The 16668-nt window shown below is 52.2% G+C and carries 11 protein-coding genes; 3 read left to right on the top strand and 8 right to left on the bottom strand.

Annotation, left to right across the window (positions count from 1 at the left end; translation table 11 throughout):
- Positions 1-76: 76 nt before the first annotated feature.
- Complete coding sequence (locus ACJMNB_RS13105) at positions 77-2215, top strand: OmpA family protein (protein WP_405343209.1); 2139 nt, start codon at positions 77-79, stop codon at positions 2213-2215.
- Positions 2216-2263: 48 nt separating this feature from the next.
- Positions 2264-2866, top strand: a complete 603-nt coding sequence (locus ACJMNB_RS13100) for a peptidylprolyl isomerase (RefSeq protein WP_405343207.1) — start codon at positions 2264-2266, stop codon at positions 2864-2866.
- A 75-nt stretch (positions 2867-2941) separates the two neighbouring features.
- On the opposite strand, the gene ACJMNB_RS13095 is transcribed toward ACJMNB_RS13100, so the two are convergent.
- From ACJMNB_RS13095 to ACJMNB_RS13070, 6 genes are all read right to left on the bottom strand, one after another.
- Complete coding sequence (locus ACJMNB_RS13095; protein WP_405343205.1) at positions 2942-4108, bottom strand: hypothetical protein; 1167 nt, start codon at positions 4106-4108, stop codon at positions 2942-2944.
- A gap of 89 nt (positions 4109-4197) precedes the next feature.
- Positions 4198-5082, bottom strand: a complete 885-nt coding sequence (locus ACJMNB_RS13090) for an NAD(P)H-binding protein (RefSeq protein WP_405343203.1) — start codon at positions 5080-5082, stop codon at positions 4198-4200.
- Positions 5083-5084: 2 nt separating this feature from the next.
- Entirely contained in the window at positions 5085-6554 is a 1470-nt protein-coding gene (locus ACJMNB_RS13085; RefSeq protein WP_405343201.1) for a DnaA ATPase domain-containing protein, read from the bottom strand.
- A gap of 369 nt (positions 6555-6923) precedes the next feature.
- Entirely contained in the window at positions 6924-7358 is a 435-nt protein-coding gene (locus ACJMNB_RS13080; RefSeq protein WP_405343199.1) for a hypothetical protein, read from the bottom strand.
- 38 nt (positions 7359-7396) lie between these two features.
- Entirely contained in the window at positions 7397-8710 is a 1314-nt protein-coding gene (locus ACJMNB_RS13075) for a U32 family peptidase C-terminal domain-containing protein (RefSeq protein WP_405343197.1), read from the bottom strand.
- 2 nt (positions 8711-8712) lie between these two features.
- Positions 8713-10221, bottom strand: coding sequence for a hypothetical protein (locus tag ACJMNB_RS13070; RefSeq protein WP_405343195.1), 1509 nt, complete (start codon positions 10219-10221; stop codon positions 8713-8715).
- A 292-nt stretch (positions 10222-10513) separates the two neighbouring features.
- Here ACJMNB_RS13070 and ACJMNB_RS13065 point away from each other — a divergent pair, with 292 nt between their 5' ends.
- Positions 10514-12745 carry a carbohydrate-binding domain-containing protein gene (locus ACJMNB_RS13065; RefSeq protein WP_405343193.1) on the top strand — a complete coding sequence of 744 codons (2232 nt, stop codon included), beginning with the start codon at positions 10514-10516 and terminating at the stop codon, positions 12743-12745.
- Between the two features lie 88 nt (positions 12746-12833).
- Here the strand turns inward: ACJMNB_RS13065 and ACJMNB_RS13060 are convergent, their stop codons facing one another.
- Together ACJMNB_RS13060 and ACJMNB_RS13055 are read right to left on the bottom strand one after the other, a co-directional pair.
- Positions 12834-13952 carry a type IV pilus twitching motility protein PilT gene (locus tag ACJMNB_RS13060; protein WP_405343191.1) on the bottom strand — a complete coding sequence of 373 codons (1119 nt, stop codon included), beginning with the start codon at positions 13950-13952 and terminating at the stop codon, positions 12834-12836.
- Positions 13952-16663, bottom strand: coding sequence for a tetratricopeptide repeat protein (locus tag ACJMNB_RS13055; protein ID WP_405343189.1), 2712 nt, complete (start codon positions 16661-16663; stop codon positions 13952-13954). The genes ACJMNB_RS13060 and ACJMNB_RS13055 overlap by 1 nt, the downstream gene beginning before the upstream one ends.
- Positions 16664-16668: the final 5 nt, after the last annotated feature.

Genomic DNA, 16668 nt, shown 5'->3' with positions numbered 1-16668 from the left:
AGCAATTTCATCATTCGCTAATTCCAAAATTTGAATTCCTTATTCCGAATTAAATTTCTATGTTATACATCGAGTTATGAAAAAGCTGTTTGCCGCACTATGCCTATTGACGATTCCGGCCCTTGCACAGGTCGGCATCGTAAAGTCTACGAGCGGCATCCACGTCACCTCGGCAAAGAACAATCCTCAAGGCAACCTGTATATTTCGGGAGCCTTCGAAATGGCCAGCGACGGAAAAACGCTGAGTCTAAGCGATGGCTACACCGATTCCAAAGGAAAGTTCGTCCCTCTGGACAACAACACGCCTTCTAACGATGAAACCTTTTTTATGAGCTTTGCCGTCCTGGACAACCTGGAACTGGGATTTTCCCTACCGTTCCACTACGAAGGCTACATTAACAATACGGACCTGGACGGAATCGGTCTCGGAGACCTGCAGTTGTCCGCCAAAGGCTCCATTCCCGTAAACGAGTGGTTTTATTTGGGTGGAAGCGCAGAAATCCTGATCCCTACAGGGTCTACTGAAAAGGGATTCCGCCCGAGACACCGCTGGTATGTCAAAAAAGACAACAACGCTTACGCATTCACCGCCAACAACGGAGCCACCGACATTGTCCTCCATTATACCTTCGACCTGAAGCAGTACTTGGTTTTCAATGGCTACACCGGCATTTTGAACGATTTCCAGACCAAGGATAAATATTTGCTCTGGGGCCTGGGCGTCAACATTTTCCCCGAGAAAACGGCCACCCTCATTTTTGAAGCATCCGGCGAAACCCCCATGCGTTCCACCCACTGGGGAAGGCATTTCTTGAACAGTCCCTTCAAGCTCACCCCGGGTCTGCGCATCAACCTGCCCAGCCAAACCTACCTCACCCTTTCAGGAGATATCGGGTTCCACTACTTCAACAAGCTGGACGACGAAGACGCCTTGCAAGTCAACCTGAAATCTGGAGGCGAGAACCTTTACTACCCCATGGCCGGTTCTCCGGAACTGAGTATCGCCATTTCTTTGAGCAAGGTATTTGACTTCAGCTGGGGCGATGACGACCACGATGGCGTTATCGACCGCAAGGACATGTGCCCCAACACCTTCAAGGGACAAGCGGTAAACAACCGCGGATGCCCCGTGGACGAAGACCTTGATGGCGTTTTGAACATCGTTGACCTGTGTCCTGCCACCCCCATGGGTCTAGAAGTCGACTACAACGGCTGTCCCCTGGACCACGACAATGACGGCGTGGCCGATTACCTCGACAGGTGCCCCAATACCGCCGAAGGCTTTGCCGTAGATTCTGCGGGTTGTATGCAGGATACCGATGGCGACGGCATTGACGACAACAGCGACAAATGCAACGAGACTCCCCTCGGCGAACCCGTCGGAAAAGACGGCTGCCCCCTGGACCAAGACCACGACGGCATTACCAACGATCTGGACCAATGCCCCGACACCCCCGAAGGAATCTCCATTGACAAACGGGGCTGCCCCCTGGACTTTGACGGCGACGGCGTGCCCGACGATTTAGACAAGTGCCCCAACAGTAAGTTGGGAGAAAGTGTAGGCGAATCGGGCTGCCCCCTGGATTCCGACAAGGACGGCGTGCCCGACACGAAAGACGAATGCGCCGACACTCCCGAAGGCGTAACGGTCAACATTGACGGATGCCGCATCGACCAGGACGGCGACGGCATTTTCGATGAAGAAGACAAATGCCCCGGAACTCCCGAAGGCGCCCCCATCGACAGTCTGGGATGCCCCCTGGATTCTGACGACGACGGCGTGGCGGATTGGGCGGACCAGTGCCCAGGCACCCAGGCAGGAGCATTCATCGACATTTCGGGCTGCCCCACCAACCCCAGGCAGAACTTCAACATATTCGCCAAACAGATTCGATTTAAGGGCCAGGACACCGTCCTGTACAATTCCAGCTATACCGCCCTGAACGACATCGTTTACCACATGCGTCAATACCCCGTAAACCTGGAAATCCAGTGTTCCGCAAGCGACGCCTCCGGTGAAAACGCCACCCGCGTTTCCAGCGAAAGGGCAGAATTCATTTACAACTACCTAGTAAAGAAAGGCATCAGCAAGGACCGTCTCAAGTTCCAGGGATTCGGCAAAAAACTCCCGCCTACCCTGACCCAAAAAAACGACAGTACCGACGCAGTCAGGCTTATCCCCAGCCGACAGCTGGAAATCGACAAGAAACAGTAGCCTGTTTTTACTATATTTGGGCATCCCCAAAACAAAAAAGGATTTTCTATGAAGATTGCCGACAAGACAGTTGTCCAGATGCACTACACCCTGACCTCCGACGAAGGCAAGGTCATCGACTCCTCCGAAGGCCGCGAACCGCTGCAGTACATTCAGGGCGCCCACATGATCGTTGTGGGTCTTGAAAAGGCCATGGTGGGCCACGATGTGGGCGACAAGTTCGACGTCAAAGTGATTCCCTCCGAAGGCTACGGCGAATATAACGAAGAAATGACCCAGGAAGTCCCGCTGGACGTTTTTCAGGGTGTAGACAAGGTGGTGGAAGGCATGATGTTCTATGCCCAGACTCCCGCAGGCCCCATGCCCATCCGCGTGAAGTCCGTTTCCGAAAAGACCGCCGTCATCGACGCCAACCACGAACTGGCCGGCCAGAACCTGAACTTCGCCATCGAAGTCGTTTCTGTTCGCGAAGCTACCGAAGAAGAACTGAACCCCCAGGGTCACCACTGCTGCTGTGGCGGCAAGGGCGATGGCGAATGCGAGTGCGGCGAAGGCCACGAATGCGAATGTGGCGGCGAAGGCCACAAGGAAAACTGCGACGGCAACGGCGGCTGCGGCTGCCCCAACCACGACAAGCACCACGGTAAATAACCGAATTTTTCGTTGTTTACAACACAAAAAAGCAGGCGAAACCACCTGCCTTTTTTATTCATTTAAAATTGCCTGTTACTCGTATTCCGGGAGAGCCCATTCCTTAGGCATCGAACCGGGATCGTCATGATTATAGGTGAAGCCCTTTTCGGGGTCAAGCTTTTCTACAGAACCCTTTACCGCAGAGGCACAAGTCCTTCCGCTTTCCTTGTTGATGGAGCAGCTGGTGTTTTTCATCAGCAACTGATCGCCATACACATCCCAGGTACCGGCTCTCTTTTCTTGCTGGGCCTTTTTCAAAGTCACTTCCACATTATGGTTGCCCAGGCTATCCAGTTTGAGAGACCACTTGTAATTATCTTCGTAGGCAACCCAGTTACCCACAAGCTTGCTGCGGTCGACATCCTTATACTTGAGCGTGGACTTGGAGCAAGTCATTTCGTCACCGGCCACGATGGACATGTTAAAACTTCCATCAAGTTCGGCAGAAACCAGAGAGTAGACGGATTTGTCAAAGAACACCGGAAGCATCAGCAGGTAGCCGCGATGAATATCGTAGTAACCGGCAGACCAGCTGGCCGAATCGCCATTCGTTTCTTCAACAACGTAGCGATCCTTGAAGAAGGAGTAAACCTGTTTCAGAGAGCCGCTCTTGCAAGAAAGCTTGACGCCCTTCAAATCGGCGGCATTCGTAATGATTTTTGCATCCTTTTCCAAGCTGACCGGTTCCACATCCTGGAACTTGCCGCCATTGATAGACACCTGCAACTGGTCATCTTCATTTACGATAAACTTGAGTTTGCCCGAATCCTCGAAGAACTTCTGCATCTTGTCGGCAGTCTTGGATTCAACGCCCATAAAGGAGCCGTTTTCGACTCCAAATTCAATGATGCCGTCCTTGAATTCCGAACGGACAGCAATCCAAGCCGGTTCATCGATCCATAAAGAGAACACGCCCTGCTTGGCTCCTGCAGCAAGGTACAAGTCCGTACCGAACATTTCGCCGAGAGACATGTTCTTTTCCAAGTCTTCCAACGTGGCCGCACGGGTTCCCTTGGGACCGGATTCCTTGGAAGAAGAAGAGGGCTTTTCAGTCGATGAGGAAGACTCTTCTACACTGGAAGAGGAATCGTCATCACCGCGTTCCACATTAGATGAGTTATCATCGCTGCCACAAGCGGCAAGCATCAAAGACATTGCAAAGGCGGAAGAAACCAGCGCCGAACATGCTTTAAAATTCATAAATACCTCGTTTTCTGCATAGAATATACACAAAAAATGGGGCAATGTAAATAATTGTCGATTTTTTGTGATAAAAAACGCTTTTTGACTCAAATTTCTAAGGGAGAACCGGGATTGTAGCCCAAATCGGCCTTGGCATTCTCGATATCGGGCGCGGCGTCATACAGGAACCCAGCAAGGGCCTGCTCCGCCGTAACGGGCCTTCCGCCAATCCAGCTCTTCAAAACCGCCAGTTTTTTTGCGACCCACCAGGGGACCGGCACCATGAAATGACGTTTTGAGGCCAATTTCAAGATGGCTTTCGCCATATCCGCCATGGAAAGGACTTTTTCGCCAGCCAGGGCGTAGGTCTTATTCACCGCTTTTTCAGAAAGACCCGCCAAGGCAATTCCCTTGACCAAGTCGATGCTCTTGACAGGGCGCTTGAGGCACTTGCCGCCGCCGGGCAAGAAATACAGCGGGAAACGACGCACATAGTTAGCGTACATGTTGAACTCGATTCCGCCGCCATACCCCACGGGTTCCCCGATTACCAGCGTCGGGCGCACGATGGTCCATTCCAAGCCAGAATCCTTGACGCAGGTCTCCCCCGCCAATTTGCTTTTGCCATATTCCGTAAGTACCGGATACGTCACCGAAATGCTGGACACGTAAAGGAGGCGCTTGACACCGGCCGCCTGGGCGGCGGCAACCACATTGCGCGTCCCGCCGGCATTGATGCGCTCAAAGGCGCCCGGTTTTGTAGAAAGGAGGATAGCTGCCAGATGGTAGACCAAGTCTACGCCATCAAAGGCCTTGCGGATAGATTCGTAATCCGACACGTCCCCATAAAAGACCTCCACCCCCTGGGGTAAAAACCCAGCCTGGGTATCGCCCGGGAGCACAAGCACGCGAACACACACATCACGGGCAAGAAGTTCCCGACAGAGCGCCTTCCCTACGACGCCTGCGCCACCCGTCACCAAAGCAATCATTGCTAGGCTTCCAGCAAATAGCGGATATCCTTGACCTTGCGGGCAAGGTCTTCGTCTTTATCCATCTGCTTTACCAGTGAACGGATAGCGGCGATAACAGAAGAGTAATCCCTGTTAAAGAATTCGCCGATATTTACGAGCGATGTATTGGTCATTTCGCGGCAAAGGTACATGGCCACCTTCCGCGGAAGGGCGACGCCTGCATCTTGGCGCTTGCTTGCAAGGGCCGTGAGATCGCAGCCAAATTCCATAGCCACCGTCTCGGAGATTCCCTTCACCGAAAGTTCCTCGACGCCGGAGGTTCCCGGAGCAGCCACCAAGCGCTTGACGGCGCCCAGGTCCAGGTTCTCTTCGCAGAATTCGTTCATGGCTTTAAGGCCGTTCAGCATGCCCTCGATGACGCGGAAGTTTTCGCGCGGCGGGAGCGACAGGAACCGGCAAATTTCTTCGCGGTCCTTGTCTACGAACGGAATACTCATGGACTTCTTCTGGATAAGCTTCATGCGGGTAGAAAGGTCCGGAACATCCAGGCCCACGGCCACGCAGGATTCCAGCGGAGCAAGGAGCTTGGCCGAAATGCTCGGGATTTCGGAATGGCCCTTGGGGCGGGCTTCACCTTCGTGAAGGGGCTTGAACTGGGACGGATGCCTATCGCAAGAAAGCACCACCTGCTTGCCCTGGGAACGCAAGTGCTTGATCAAGATAGCGAGGCGTTCCTGGGTGCTGACGCCGTATTCCAAAAGCTGGACGTCATCCAATAGCAACACGTCGCAGTTTTCGTACTTTTCCTGGAAGGCTTCCGCAAGTTCGCGGACATTGCCCAGCTTGGCCTTCAAAGCCTTGCTCATGGCGGTAGCGTCGCGGAGGAATTCGTAGGCATGGCAATAGACCACGCGAATCTGGGAATTGCTCTTGATCATCTGACCGGCAATGGACTGCAAAAGGTGCGTTTTGCCGAGGCCGGACTTGCCATATACAAAAAGCGGATTCAGGGCCGGATCGCCCGGCTTTTCGGCCACGGACTTGCAGGCTTCGCAGGCGGTAAAGTTACAATCGCCCTCGATAAAGTTCTCGAAGGTGTAGCCGGCATACAACGAAAGCTTGGGGCGCGGGGCGCGCTTCTTGGCGGCCACACGGACAGGGCGCACGGGAGGAAGCTTAGGAGCCGCCGGGGTCGACATCACCTGCACGCTTTTTTCGGTAGCGGCAATAGAAATCTTGAAATCAACAAAGGACTGTCCAAGGACTTCGGAAAAAGCCTTGCGCATAATGTCCGCATAATGGGCCTTCACCCAATTTTCGCGCAATTCGTCAGGGACAGAAAGCTGGACAACACCATCAAAAACGCCATCGAAGCCCACCGTATCCAAAATGGCCAGGCCGAAATAATCATTGCATTCTTCGCGCAAACGGTCCAGAGTCAACTGCCAGACCGAAGATTCAGAATTTAAAAGAGCAACAGAGTTTGTCACGTTCTACCAATCATCTAAAAAAGCATGAAAAAATTAAATAAAGCATACAACAAAATGACAAGGACCCACATTTTTTTTTGAAAAGTGGCGATTTTGAGCTAAAAACGGGAAAAAAATATTTATTCCCAATATTGCCCCCATTGTTGCAAACAAATCACGCTTTTAATCACTCCGCAGTCAAGACAGAACCCCTATGTTTGGAACAACTTATCAACAGAAAAATTTTGAACTATGCCTTGACAAGAAAAAGTATAATTTTAATGCACAAAATAGCACTATTTCATAAAGCATATAAAAAAATAACTGCCCATTTTCACTCAAAAAAGGCAGTTTTTCGTAGAAGATATTGAATATCAAGGATTTAGCGTTCTATTTATTTTCGTCCATTTTCGACTGGAGATTTTCGAGACGCTGTTCCAGCATTTTCTGCACTTCGGGCAAAAGTTTATCCTTGATTCGGTCCAGGTAAAGGCACTGCAACTGAATCATGCGGTTACGATGCCTACCGGCATGTTCCTGGATCCAGCGGCTCACAGCTACCTGACGATCCTGCATACGTTCCTGCAAAACCTGCTTAATATACGTTGTCTGTACAGACATATAACGTTGCATGTTGAAGGGAAGCTTGTATGTACGGATAAATTGCTTGAGCAATTCCAGAAGCGACAAGTTCTGAGCCCTGCGTTCTTGAATGAATTGTTTCAATTCTTCGCAGTGGCATTCAAAGAAAGGCATAATGGCTTTATCATCGATCTGATAAAGTTCCAACTCGTCTTGTTTCTTTGTCGCTTCGTCGACAGCCATGCTATAAATTTATAAAAAAATTCAATTTTTCCGTAAAATTACGTGATTTTACGCACAAAAAATGAGTAAGGCACATTAAAAGAAAGCAATTCAACACAATCTTGTAAGAAAACGACTCCCTCGGTTCCCGGGTGCAGACGATCCACGTCTCCCCCCTTGAAATCCTTCATCGCTTCAATCTTACAAGGAGCCATTCCCGACGGCGTCATCAGTTCCAAGGAATCGTCAATGGAGAACGGAGTCTTGACATTGACCCTGCAGGAATGCGTATTTGAATCGTAGGACAACACCTGGGCCGCAACGCAACCACCAGGAGCCTCTTCATGAGTAGATTCGTAATTCTGGGGCAAGGGGCCACGCAGGAATCCCGGCATAAACCCGCGGCCATCCACAAAGGAAATGGCCCGGCGACTTTCGTCGGAAACCTTCACCGATTCAGGCGCCACGCCCTGCTGGAATTGGGCGGCACAGGAATCGATAGCCATGCGGTAAGCTCGCACTACCTGGCTCAAGTAATACACCGACTTGGTACGGCCTTCGATCTTGAAAGAATCCAAACCGGCAGCCATCAGTTCGGGAATTACATCGATGGCGCAAATATCGCGGCTGCTCATGAAATAAGTTCCCCAGGTATCTTCGTCCAAGGCGATGGGGGGGAGTTCCGGGCGGTCGGTGCGTTGCAGGCTGAACTTGCCTTCATGTTCTTGGTAATTTTCGCACTGGGGTTCCGGATTTGCATACAAACGATAAGGCATGCGGCAGCTGTTATCGCAGGCCCCCTGATTCGCATCGCGGCGAGTCACCCAGTTACTGAGCATACAACGTCCAGACATCGACATACACACGGCGCCGTGCACAAAGACTTCCAGTTCCAAATCCGGCAGACGGTTCTTGATTTCCAGAATTTCAGACAAGCGAAGTTCACGGCTCAGAATCACGCGACTCACGCCAAGGTCATGCCAGAACTTGGCCGCCAGATAATTGGTGGTATTCGCCTGCACAGACAAATGAATTTCGACCTCGGGGCGCACTTCGCGAAGCCAGCCCACAAAACCGGGGTCAGCCACAATCAAGGCATCCGGTTTCAAGTCAATGGCAGCGAGCAAAGCGTTCTGGAAAGCCTCCACCTTCACGTTACGGGGAATTACGTTACTGGTGAGATAAAACTTTTTACCCAAGCGGTGGGCATATTCAATACCTTCGGCCAGGTCATCCAGGTTCTTGAATCCGTTTTCGCGGGCACGGAGCGAAAAGGCCGGTTGCCCGGCATATACGGCATCGGCACCATACGCAAAAGCGTATTTCATGCGAGTCAAGTCGCCTGCAGGAGCAAGAAGTTCGGGTTTACGCATAACTACCACTTGAATCCAGTTCTCAAATAAACCTTTTCGTCGTTGAACAGCGTGATTTCACCCAGGAAGAACACGTACTGGCCTTCGTAGCTGACAGAGGGCGTCAGGGAATATTCCATTTTCGCACCCTTCAGGAAACGCTTATGAATCTTCATGTGGTCGTGACGGGGAGTCGTGTCGTTCACGGCGCTGCCATGGTCCGTTCCCTTCCAGAACCAGGTGTTACGGAGCGAGGCAAAGATGTGATGGTCCAGGCGACCATAAGCAGTAAAGTCAATGGTCTGGCTATTGGGACCGGCCTGGTTTCCCAGGGGGCGGCCCAAATGGGCCATCTGCGCAGTGTTCGCATAGAAATGGGAATACACGTAAGGTTCTACGCGGGCATATTCTGCAATAAAGCCCGATTCCAAAAGATGGGCATTAATCTTGAAATCGTGGGCGCCATGCATACCGGCCATCCAAGCCCACTTGGCTTCGATGTTGTCGTTTTTCACGAGGCTCACCGGGCTTTCCATGTCATCCAGGAAGAATTCGCTGTAGACACGGAGCGAACGGAACAGGCGGTAGTTGAAGTCGAAGGAAAGGGAACCGTTATTGCTGTCTTCGGAATAGTTGCCCTTTTCCATGAACAGGGGAACCGTCGGAACAAACAGCCAAGGTTTCAGGTTGTCATACTGGATCTGGAGTTCGCTAATACCGAAGGTAGCATTGCCCACGGCCAGTTCGTAGCGGTGACCAAAAATGTTACGGGTCTCATCGATATTCTTCTTGTCGAAGCTGTGATAAATTCTCAAATCCCCGTAGAACGAAAGCACGCGCAAGGGGCCAAACTGAAGATCCAGCGAAAGCATGTTGTAGGGCAACGCAAACTGGTTCAAGCTCAAGTTGTTGTAGTAGCCCGGGCCCCAGTGCATCACGTCGCGGCCAAAGTCAAGGCGCAACCAATCGTAGTTCAAAGCGATATGCGTACGGTAGCGGGCATAACTGATATATTCAAGTCCCGAGTTGTTTTCTTCTCTCTGGTATTCAAGGAATTCACCGTCAAAAGACTTCGGGTAATTATTCGTTTCCCTTTCCGTAGCCAAATGGCCTTCATCATAAATACGGGCATCCAACACGAAGTCAATGGAATCCGCATAACCGCGCAAGTAGATACCGCCGTCAATTCCCGGCCAGATGGTATCGTTCAGCGCTTCGCCGCCGCGATAATCCAAGCCTCCCACTAGAGACATTGCCATAGCCATGCGGGGAGCCTTATTTTCAAAAGATCCGTGCCCCGCAACCGCAGCGCCGTTCTCGTTATCAAAATACAGCAGCGCATTTTTTTCGCTAGCCACAAAATTCTTGCGGAAAGTCGTATCGCGGTGCGGGTATGCAAAGAACTGACGCCCCTCCCCCGTGGTAACGCGATGCAAGTCGAACAGCATGGGAGAATTTTCCAACAGGCGCAGGTTGCGGACATTTTCGGGACCGACCACAGGCGATGCTGCAAATGCTGGCATAGAAAGCATAGTTGCCAACAATAAGGCAAACGGCTTAGAATTTCTTTTCATAACGTCTCGATTTTTCAAGAATCTTAACAAGAATTTTAAAGGCGTGATATTCTGCCAAAAGATAGCTTTTTATTCCCTGTATACACCGTCAATCAAGTATTTTGGAGCTTTTTGTTCCGAACGGGGCAATTTGTACCGTTTTTCATTTTCTGTTTTTTTTATTAAGCGTCATTTTGATAAGAAAACGGACTTTACGCAATGTATCTTTGCAAAAAAACACAAGCACCCCCCACCTTTAAACGAGGATAAAATGCTTACAAGGAAATGTTTGGGAATCACGTCTCTTGTATCGTTTGGCCTTATCGCAGGTTGTTCGAGCGACAGCTCCACCACACCGAAAGACGATCTCGCAGACATTACAGAAAACATCACAAATCCTTGCGTCTATGACGGATACACCGCCATGCAGGGCGCTAACGGCGAAACAATGTGTCTTGATGCCGAAGGGACACTCGCCTTCTGGATCAATGACGACGGATCTTACGGATTCCCCGAAGCATCACAGGGTTCCGACTCCACGGATGGCACCTCCTCCAACGAAGAGGAAGGTTCTTCTACCCCCAATGAATCTGAAACAAGTACGCCCGCCGAAACCTCCACGACCTGTACCACTGAAAAAGCCCTTTATACGGTCAACGGCATTTCTTACTACAAGAATGATGACGGAAGCCTCTATTACTTTGATGCAGACTGCAACAAGGCTTCCCTAACGGCAGCAACACCGGCGAGTAGCTCATCGATTTCAGAAGATTCTGAAACGGCAGCAAGTAGCGCATCTCAGACGGGCAGCTCTTCTGAATCGGCAACAGCCAACAGCAGTGCCGCAACGGCGCCAAGCACATCGAACGGGAACGTGCCTTCCATCACCTACGCAACAAGTGGAGCCACTGTCGAAAACAACAACAGCTGCGTCACGGTTACCGGCGGCGAAGTCGTAATCACCTGCGCTGGTGACTATGACTTTAGCGGTTCCTATAGCGGTGCCGACGCCCAAATTCGCGTATATTCTCCCAAGAGCGATTCCGGCGTTTACCTGAACTTGCGCGGACTCACCCTCACCAATACGGCGGACGCTCCCATTTACTCGCAGATGTCCAGCAAGACTTTCGTGGTTCCGAAAAACGGCACCACCAACACGCTGAGCGACGGAAGTACCCGCACCAAGTCTTACACCTACGTAAATTCCAACAACGAAACGAAGGTGGATACCACCGGCGCCTGCATTTACGCCAAGGACGACTTGACCATTAAAGGCGAAGGCACCCTGATTGTAAAGGGCAACTACAACAACGGCATTCACACCAGCAACGACTTGAGAGTCAAAAACGGTATCGTTACGGTAACCGCCAAGAACAACGGCCTCAAGGGTAAAGAATCCGTGAGCATCAGCGGCGGCACCCTCAACATTACCACCAGCAATGGCGATGGCATCAAGAGCGACGCCGATGACGCGACCGATTTGGCGGCCGGCAAGGGCTCCATCGAAATCACCGGCGGTGAAATCACCATCAATTCCAAGTACGACGGCATTACCGCAAACAACGCTATCGTCGTCGCAGAAGGCGAATCCACAACGCCAACCATCAAGGTGACTTCTGGCGGCGGCCAAACTTGCCTGAGCCAAAGCTCTAGTGGCAACGGTGGCGGCATGGGCGGAGGTTTCGGTGGCGGATTCGGCATGGGCGGATCCAGCTGCTCCCCCGATTCCAGCATGAAGGGTTTCAAGGCCGATTCCAGCATTGCCATTAGCGGCGGCGTTATCGAAATCAACAGCCGCGATGACGGCATCCACAGCGACGGAAACATCACATTGAGCGGCGGCAAGATGACCATCAAGTCTGACGATGACGGCGTGCATGCCGAAAAGGCCCTCTATGTGAAGGACAACGCCAACGTCAGCGTGACCATGGCCTACGAAGGCATGGAATCGCCGGACATGAACTTTGAAGGCGGCATCACCAGCGTGATTACCACCGACGATGGCTGGAATGCCGCTGGCGGCACCAGCACCACTACGGGTGGGAACACCGGTAGGGGTGGCCCCGGTGGCGGCTGGGGCATGGGCGGCGGAAGCACTGGCAAGCTCACGGTTACGGGCGGCTACCACTACATCTATGTGGGTACCGGCGATACCGACGGTGTGGACAGCAATGGCGACATCAACATTAGCGGTGGCGTGATTATCGTGGAATGCCGCATGAACGGCGGTATGGGCGGCATGGTGGACTCCGACGGTTCTACCAGCATCAAGAATGCAAAACTCCTGGGCTTTGGCACCAACAATTCCGAAGAAGGAACCCAGTACAGCGTCAACTTCACCACCGAAAACTACTACGGCACTTCTGAAATCGCCTTCAAGCCCAGCTTCAGCGGAAGCAAGATGGTTTCTAGCGTCGGCCAGCCAGGTGTCGTGAACAGCGTAAGCGGCATGAACAAGACTTGCTTCGGCGACGACGAAAGCCGTTGTGTTTATACTAAATAAGACCGCTCGCGAAAAAAAATTTCCTCCTAACAAAAGAAGTCCTCCGCGAAAGCGGAGGGCTTTTTGCAAATTCTGCTTGGAATGCAGACTACATCCAGCTGCGTTCGGAGGTGCCCGAAATACCGCGAATCTTAAGATCAAAGTCATCGGGGTTCGTGGCAGCGTTCATAGCCGTTTCAAGGGAAATCTTTTCTTCTTCGTAGAGTTTCAGGAGCGCCTGGTCGAAGGTCTGGCTGCGGTACTGCATGTGGCCTTCAGCGATGGCCTGTTCAATCAAGTCGTTCTTGTCCTTGTCTTCGATGTATTCCTTGATGGCGGCCGTATTCACGAGAATTTCGGCAGCAGGCACTCGCCCATTGCCATCCTTGGTCGGCAACAAGCGCAGCGAAATGATACCGGCGAGCACTTCGGAAAGCAGCAAGCGGATTTCGTCGTGCTGGTGCGGCGGATACATGGAAAGCACACGGTGAATGGTTTCGGTGGCGTTGGTGGTATGGATGGTTGCAAACACCATGTGGCCCGTATCGGCAGCCGTCATGGCAATTTGCATGGTTTCCAAGTCACGAATTTCGCCCACCAGAAGCACATCCGGGTCCTGACGGAGGGCGGCGCGCAAGGCGTTCGCATAAGACATGGTGTCCACGCCGATTTCACGCTGCGAAATAATCGCCTTTTCATCGCGGTAAAGGTATTCAATCGGGTCTTCGACCGTAATGATGTTCACCGCTTCGTTCTGGTTGATGTAATCCAGCATGGCGGCCAAGGTCGTAGACTTACCCGAGCCCGTCGTACCTGTAACCAGCACGAGACCGCGCTTGGTCAAGGACATGTCGCGAATAACTTCAGGAAGGTGCAAATCTTCGAATGCAGGAATCTTTGCCTTAATGTGACGAATCACCACGGCAATCGTTCCACGCTGACGGAATACATTCACACGGAAACGGCCCATGTCGCGGGCACCCACGGCAAAGTCGCATTCCTTGTTGGCTTCAAAGCGCTGTTTCTGGTCGCGATTCATGATGTCATCCAGGAAGGAATCCATCAACATGGAATCGACCTTTACATCAAAAATACGCTGCAAGGAACCGTTAATACGGTAGACCGGCGGAACGCCAACGCGCAAATGCAAGTCAGATGCACCGCGGTTCACCATTTCGCGCAGCAGTTTTTCAATACGGAGTTGCGGCTGCTGTTGCTGTTCTGCCATTAGGCGTTACCTCCAAACTTTTCGTTGTAGAGTTTTTCAACTTCAGAAAGACGAGCCGCGATGTCTTCGTTTTCAGGTTCTTTCTGGGCCAAGTCCTTGTAGATTTCCAGAGCCTTGCCGTACAAGCCCTGGTCAAAATAAATTTCGGCCAAGGTGCGGGTATTCAGGCTATCGTCCAAATCCTGGGCGCCACGGTCCAGCGGAGCATCCGGGTCATTAATCAGACCGGCAGAAATCTCGTCGTCGGAATCGCCAGACATCAAGAAATCGACACCCTTGTTGGAAGGCTTGGATTCTTCGGTCAAGGCGTCATCGTCCATATCGAACAAGCCCTTGAAGGCACCGGAAACTTCAGATTCCAGTGAATCCAGATCCTGAGCAGCGGGTTCGGCAGCCGGGGCTTCCTGAACGGGTTCAGCAACTTCGGCAGGTGCAGCCGGGGCGGTTTCAGCCTCGGCAGGAGCGACATTTTCTTCTGTCGGCAAGTCGTCGTCTTTTCCGAACAAATTATCGAAGGACTTGTCGATATCGCTTTCCAGAGCTTCTTCGGCAATGTCGGCAGACTTTGCAAAGCCTTCTTCAATGGGTGCGCCCGTCAGTTCCTGTTCGTTGGATTCAGCCTGGGGTGCAGCCGGTTCGGGCAAGTCAAGATCATCATCCGTGTTGCCGAACATGGAGGCAAAGGCACCACCCATTTCCTGAGCCAAGTCAGAGGATTCGGCCTTCACCTCGGGCATTTCAAGTTCAGCTTCGGCCTGGTTCACCTGTTCTTCAAGCGACACCTTCTCTTCAAGTGTGGGCTGAGCATCTGCAGGTGCAGCTGCTTCGGCCGGCTTTTCTTCGGGCAGGTCATCGTCTGCGCCAAAAATCGAATCAAAGGCACTGTCTACGCTAAAGGAGCTATCCGATGCGGGCTGGGCCACTACGGGAGTTTCTTCCACAGCAGGTGCTTCTATAGCAGGTTCTTCAGCAGCCGGAACTTCGGCAACCGGTTCCTCGATAGCAGCAGGCTCTTCTGCAACAGGCGCTTCTTCGGCAGCGGGTTCCGCTGCGGCAGGAGCATCATCAGCAAAGAGATTGTCGATGGGAGATTCCAAAACAGGAGCGTCATCCGCCATCGTCAGTTCTTCTTCGACTGCAGGTTTGTCGTCGCCAAAGAGATTATCAATGGGAGATTCGAGATTCAGGGAATCTTCAGCAGGCTTCTCTTCGGGGAGTTCATCGTCACCGAAGATGGAATCGAAAGCGTTATCAATCGTCGTCGGAGCGTCATCGGCCGGCTTTTCTTCTGCAACAGGAGCTGCCGGTTCTTCGGCAAGACCGCTATCGCCCGTCAGGTTCATGTCGGCAGAGGCGGACTTTTCGAACAGGCCACCTTCATCGTCAGAGAGGCTTTCTTCGGCAAGCGATCCAGGCAATTCAAGAGATTCTTCAGCAGCAGGTTCTGCGGCTTCGGCCTGCGGTTTTTCTTCGGGAAGTTCGTCTTCACCAAAGATATCACCGAAAGCGTCATCGATGCTCTGGGGTTTGTCCTCGACCGGAGCAGAAACTTCGGCGGACTTTTCAAACAGGGATTCGCCTTCCCCATCCTGGTCTTCAATACCTTCGTTCAGCGGCGATTCAGCAAGGTCTTCGATGGAACCGAAAGAAGATTCCTTCTGCGGTTCAGCCTGTTCCTGAGGCTTTTCTTCGGGAAGTTCATCTTCACCGAAAATGTCACCGAAGGCATCGTCGATGCTCTGGGGCTTGTCTTCTGCCGCGGGCGTATCAAAGACAGAGGCCGCATTGGAAAGGGCATTGTCATCGATGGTAGCAGGGATTTCCGAACCGGAAGCGGCAGCACTTGCAAAGGGACTGGCGCTGGAGGTTTCTTCAGGTTCCAGATCGTCGTCCAGACCGAACATGTCGGACAGGGCCGACGAAACATCGGAGCCGGAAATATTTTCTTCCGTGCCGAATTCTTCGGCAAGGGTTTCGGACTCGTCGGTCTTGATGGAATCCATGGCCGATTCCAGCGAGGCAGACAGGTCTTCCATCGTAGAATCTTCGGCAGCATCGCCATTGGGCAGCATGGCCGCAAGAGATGCAAAGGGGTCGTCCGATTCAGCCGCCGGAGAATCAATGGAGTCTTCGGTTGCAGGCATTTCAAAGGATTCCGTACCGGCATCCTCGGTCGAAGGTTCAGCGCCGTCATCAAAGGACATATCCAGCGAGGACACGTCATCGGTAGAGGCCTGACCGACATCCTGAGTGCTGTCGGACATGACAAATTCGGAATCCGCGGCGGCACCAACCGCAGCAGCGGCTGCCGTACTTTCCAGTACGACATCGTATTCTTCTTTCCAGAAGTTGTTCAGCGGATCCATGTCGTGCAAACGACGGTAACAGACGTTACGTTCGGCCAGCATGCCCAACTTGTCATAGGCGTCGCCCATGATTCGCTGTGCTGCCAGGTTGAACGGATCCATCACGATGATGCGTTCACATTCTTCAACGCAAGGCTCGTAGGCTTCAAGCTGAATAAGAATCTTCGCACGAACCAGCCTTGCCGAAATATCGTTCGGGTACAGCGTGAGGCCGCCATCGACTCTCTGCAGAGCCTTGTCCAGCTCGCCCGCTACGCGTTCGAGATCTGCAAGCCATGCAAACACCATGGAGTTGGAGTTTTTCTTGCCTACAGACTTTCTAAGTGATTCCAACGTTACCGCCATAAACA

The organism is Fibrobacter sp., from assembly GCF_045131395.1.
Taxonomy (GTDB): domain Bacteria; phylum Fibrobacterota; class Fibrobacteria; order Fibrobacterales; family Fibrobacteraceae; genus Fibrobacter.
The sequence above is the reverse complement of the archived record's forward strand: the minus strand, read 5'-3'. Positions and strand labels throughout refer to the sequence as shown.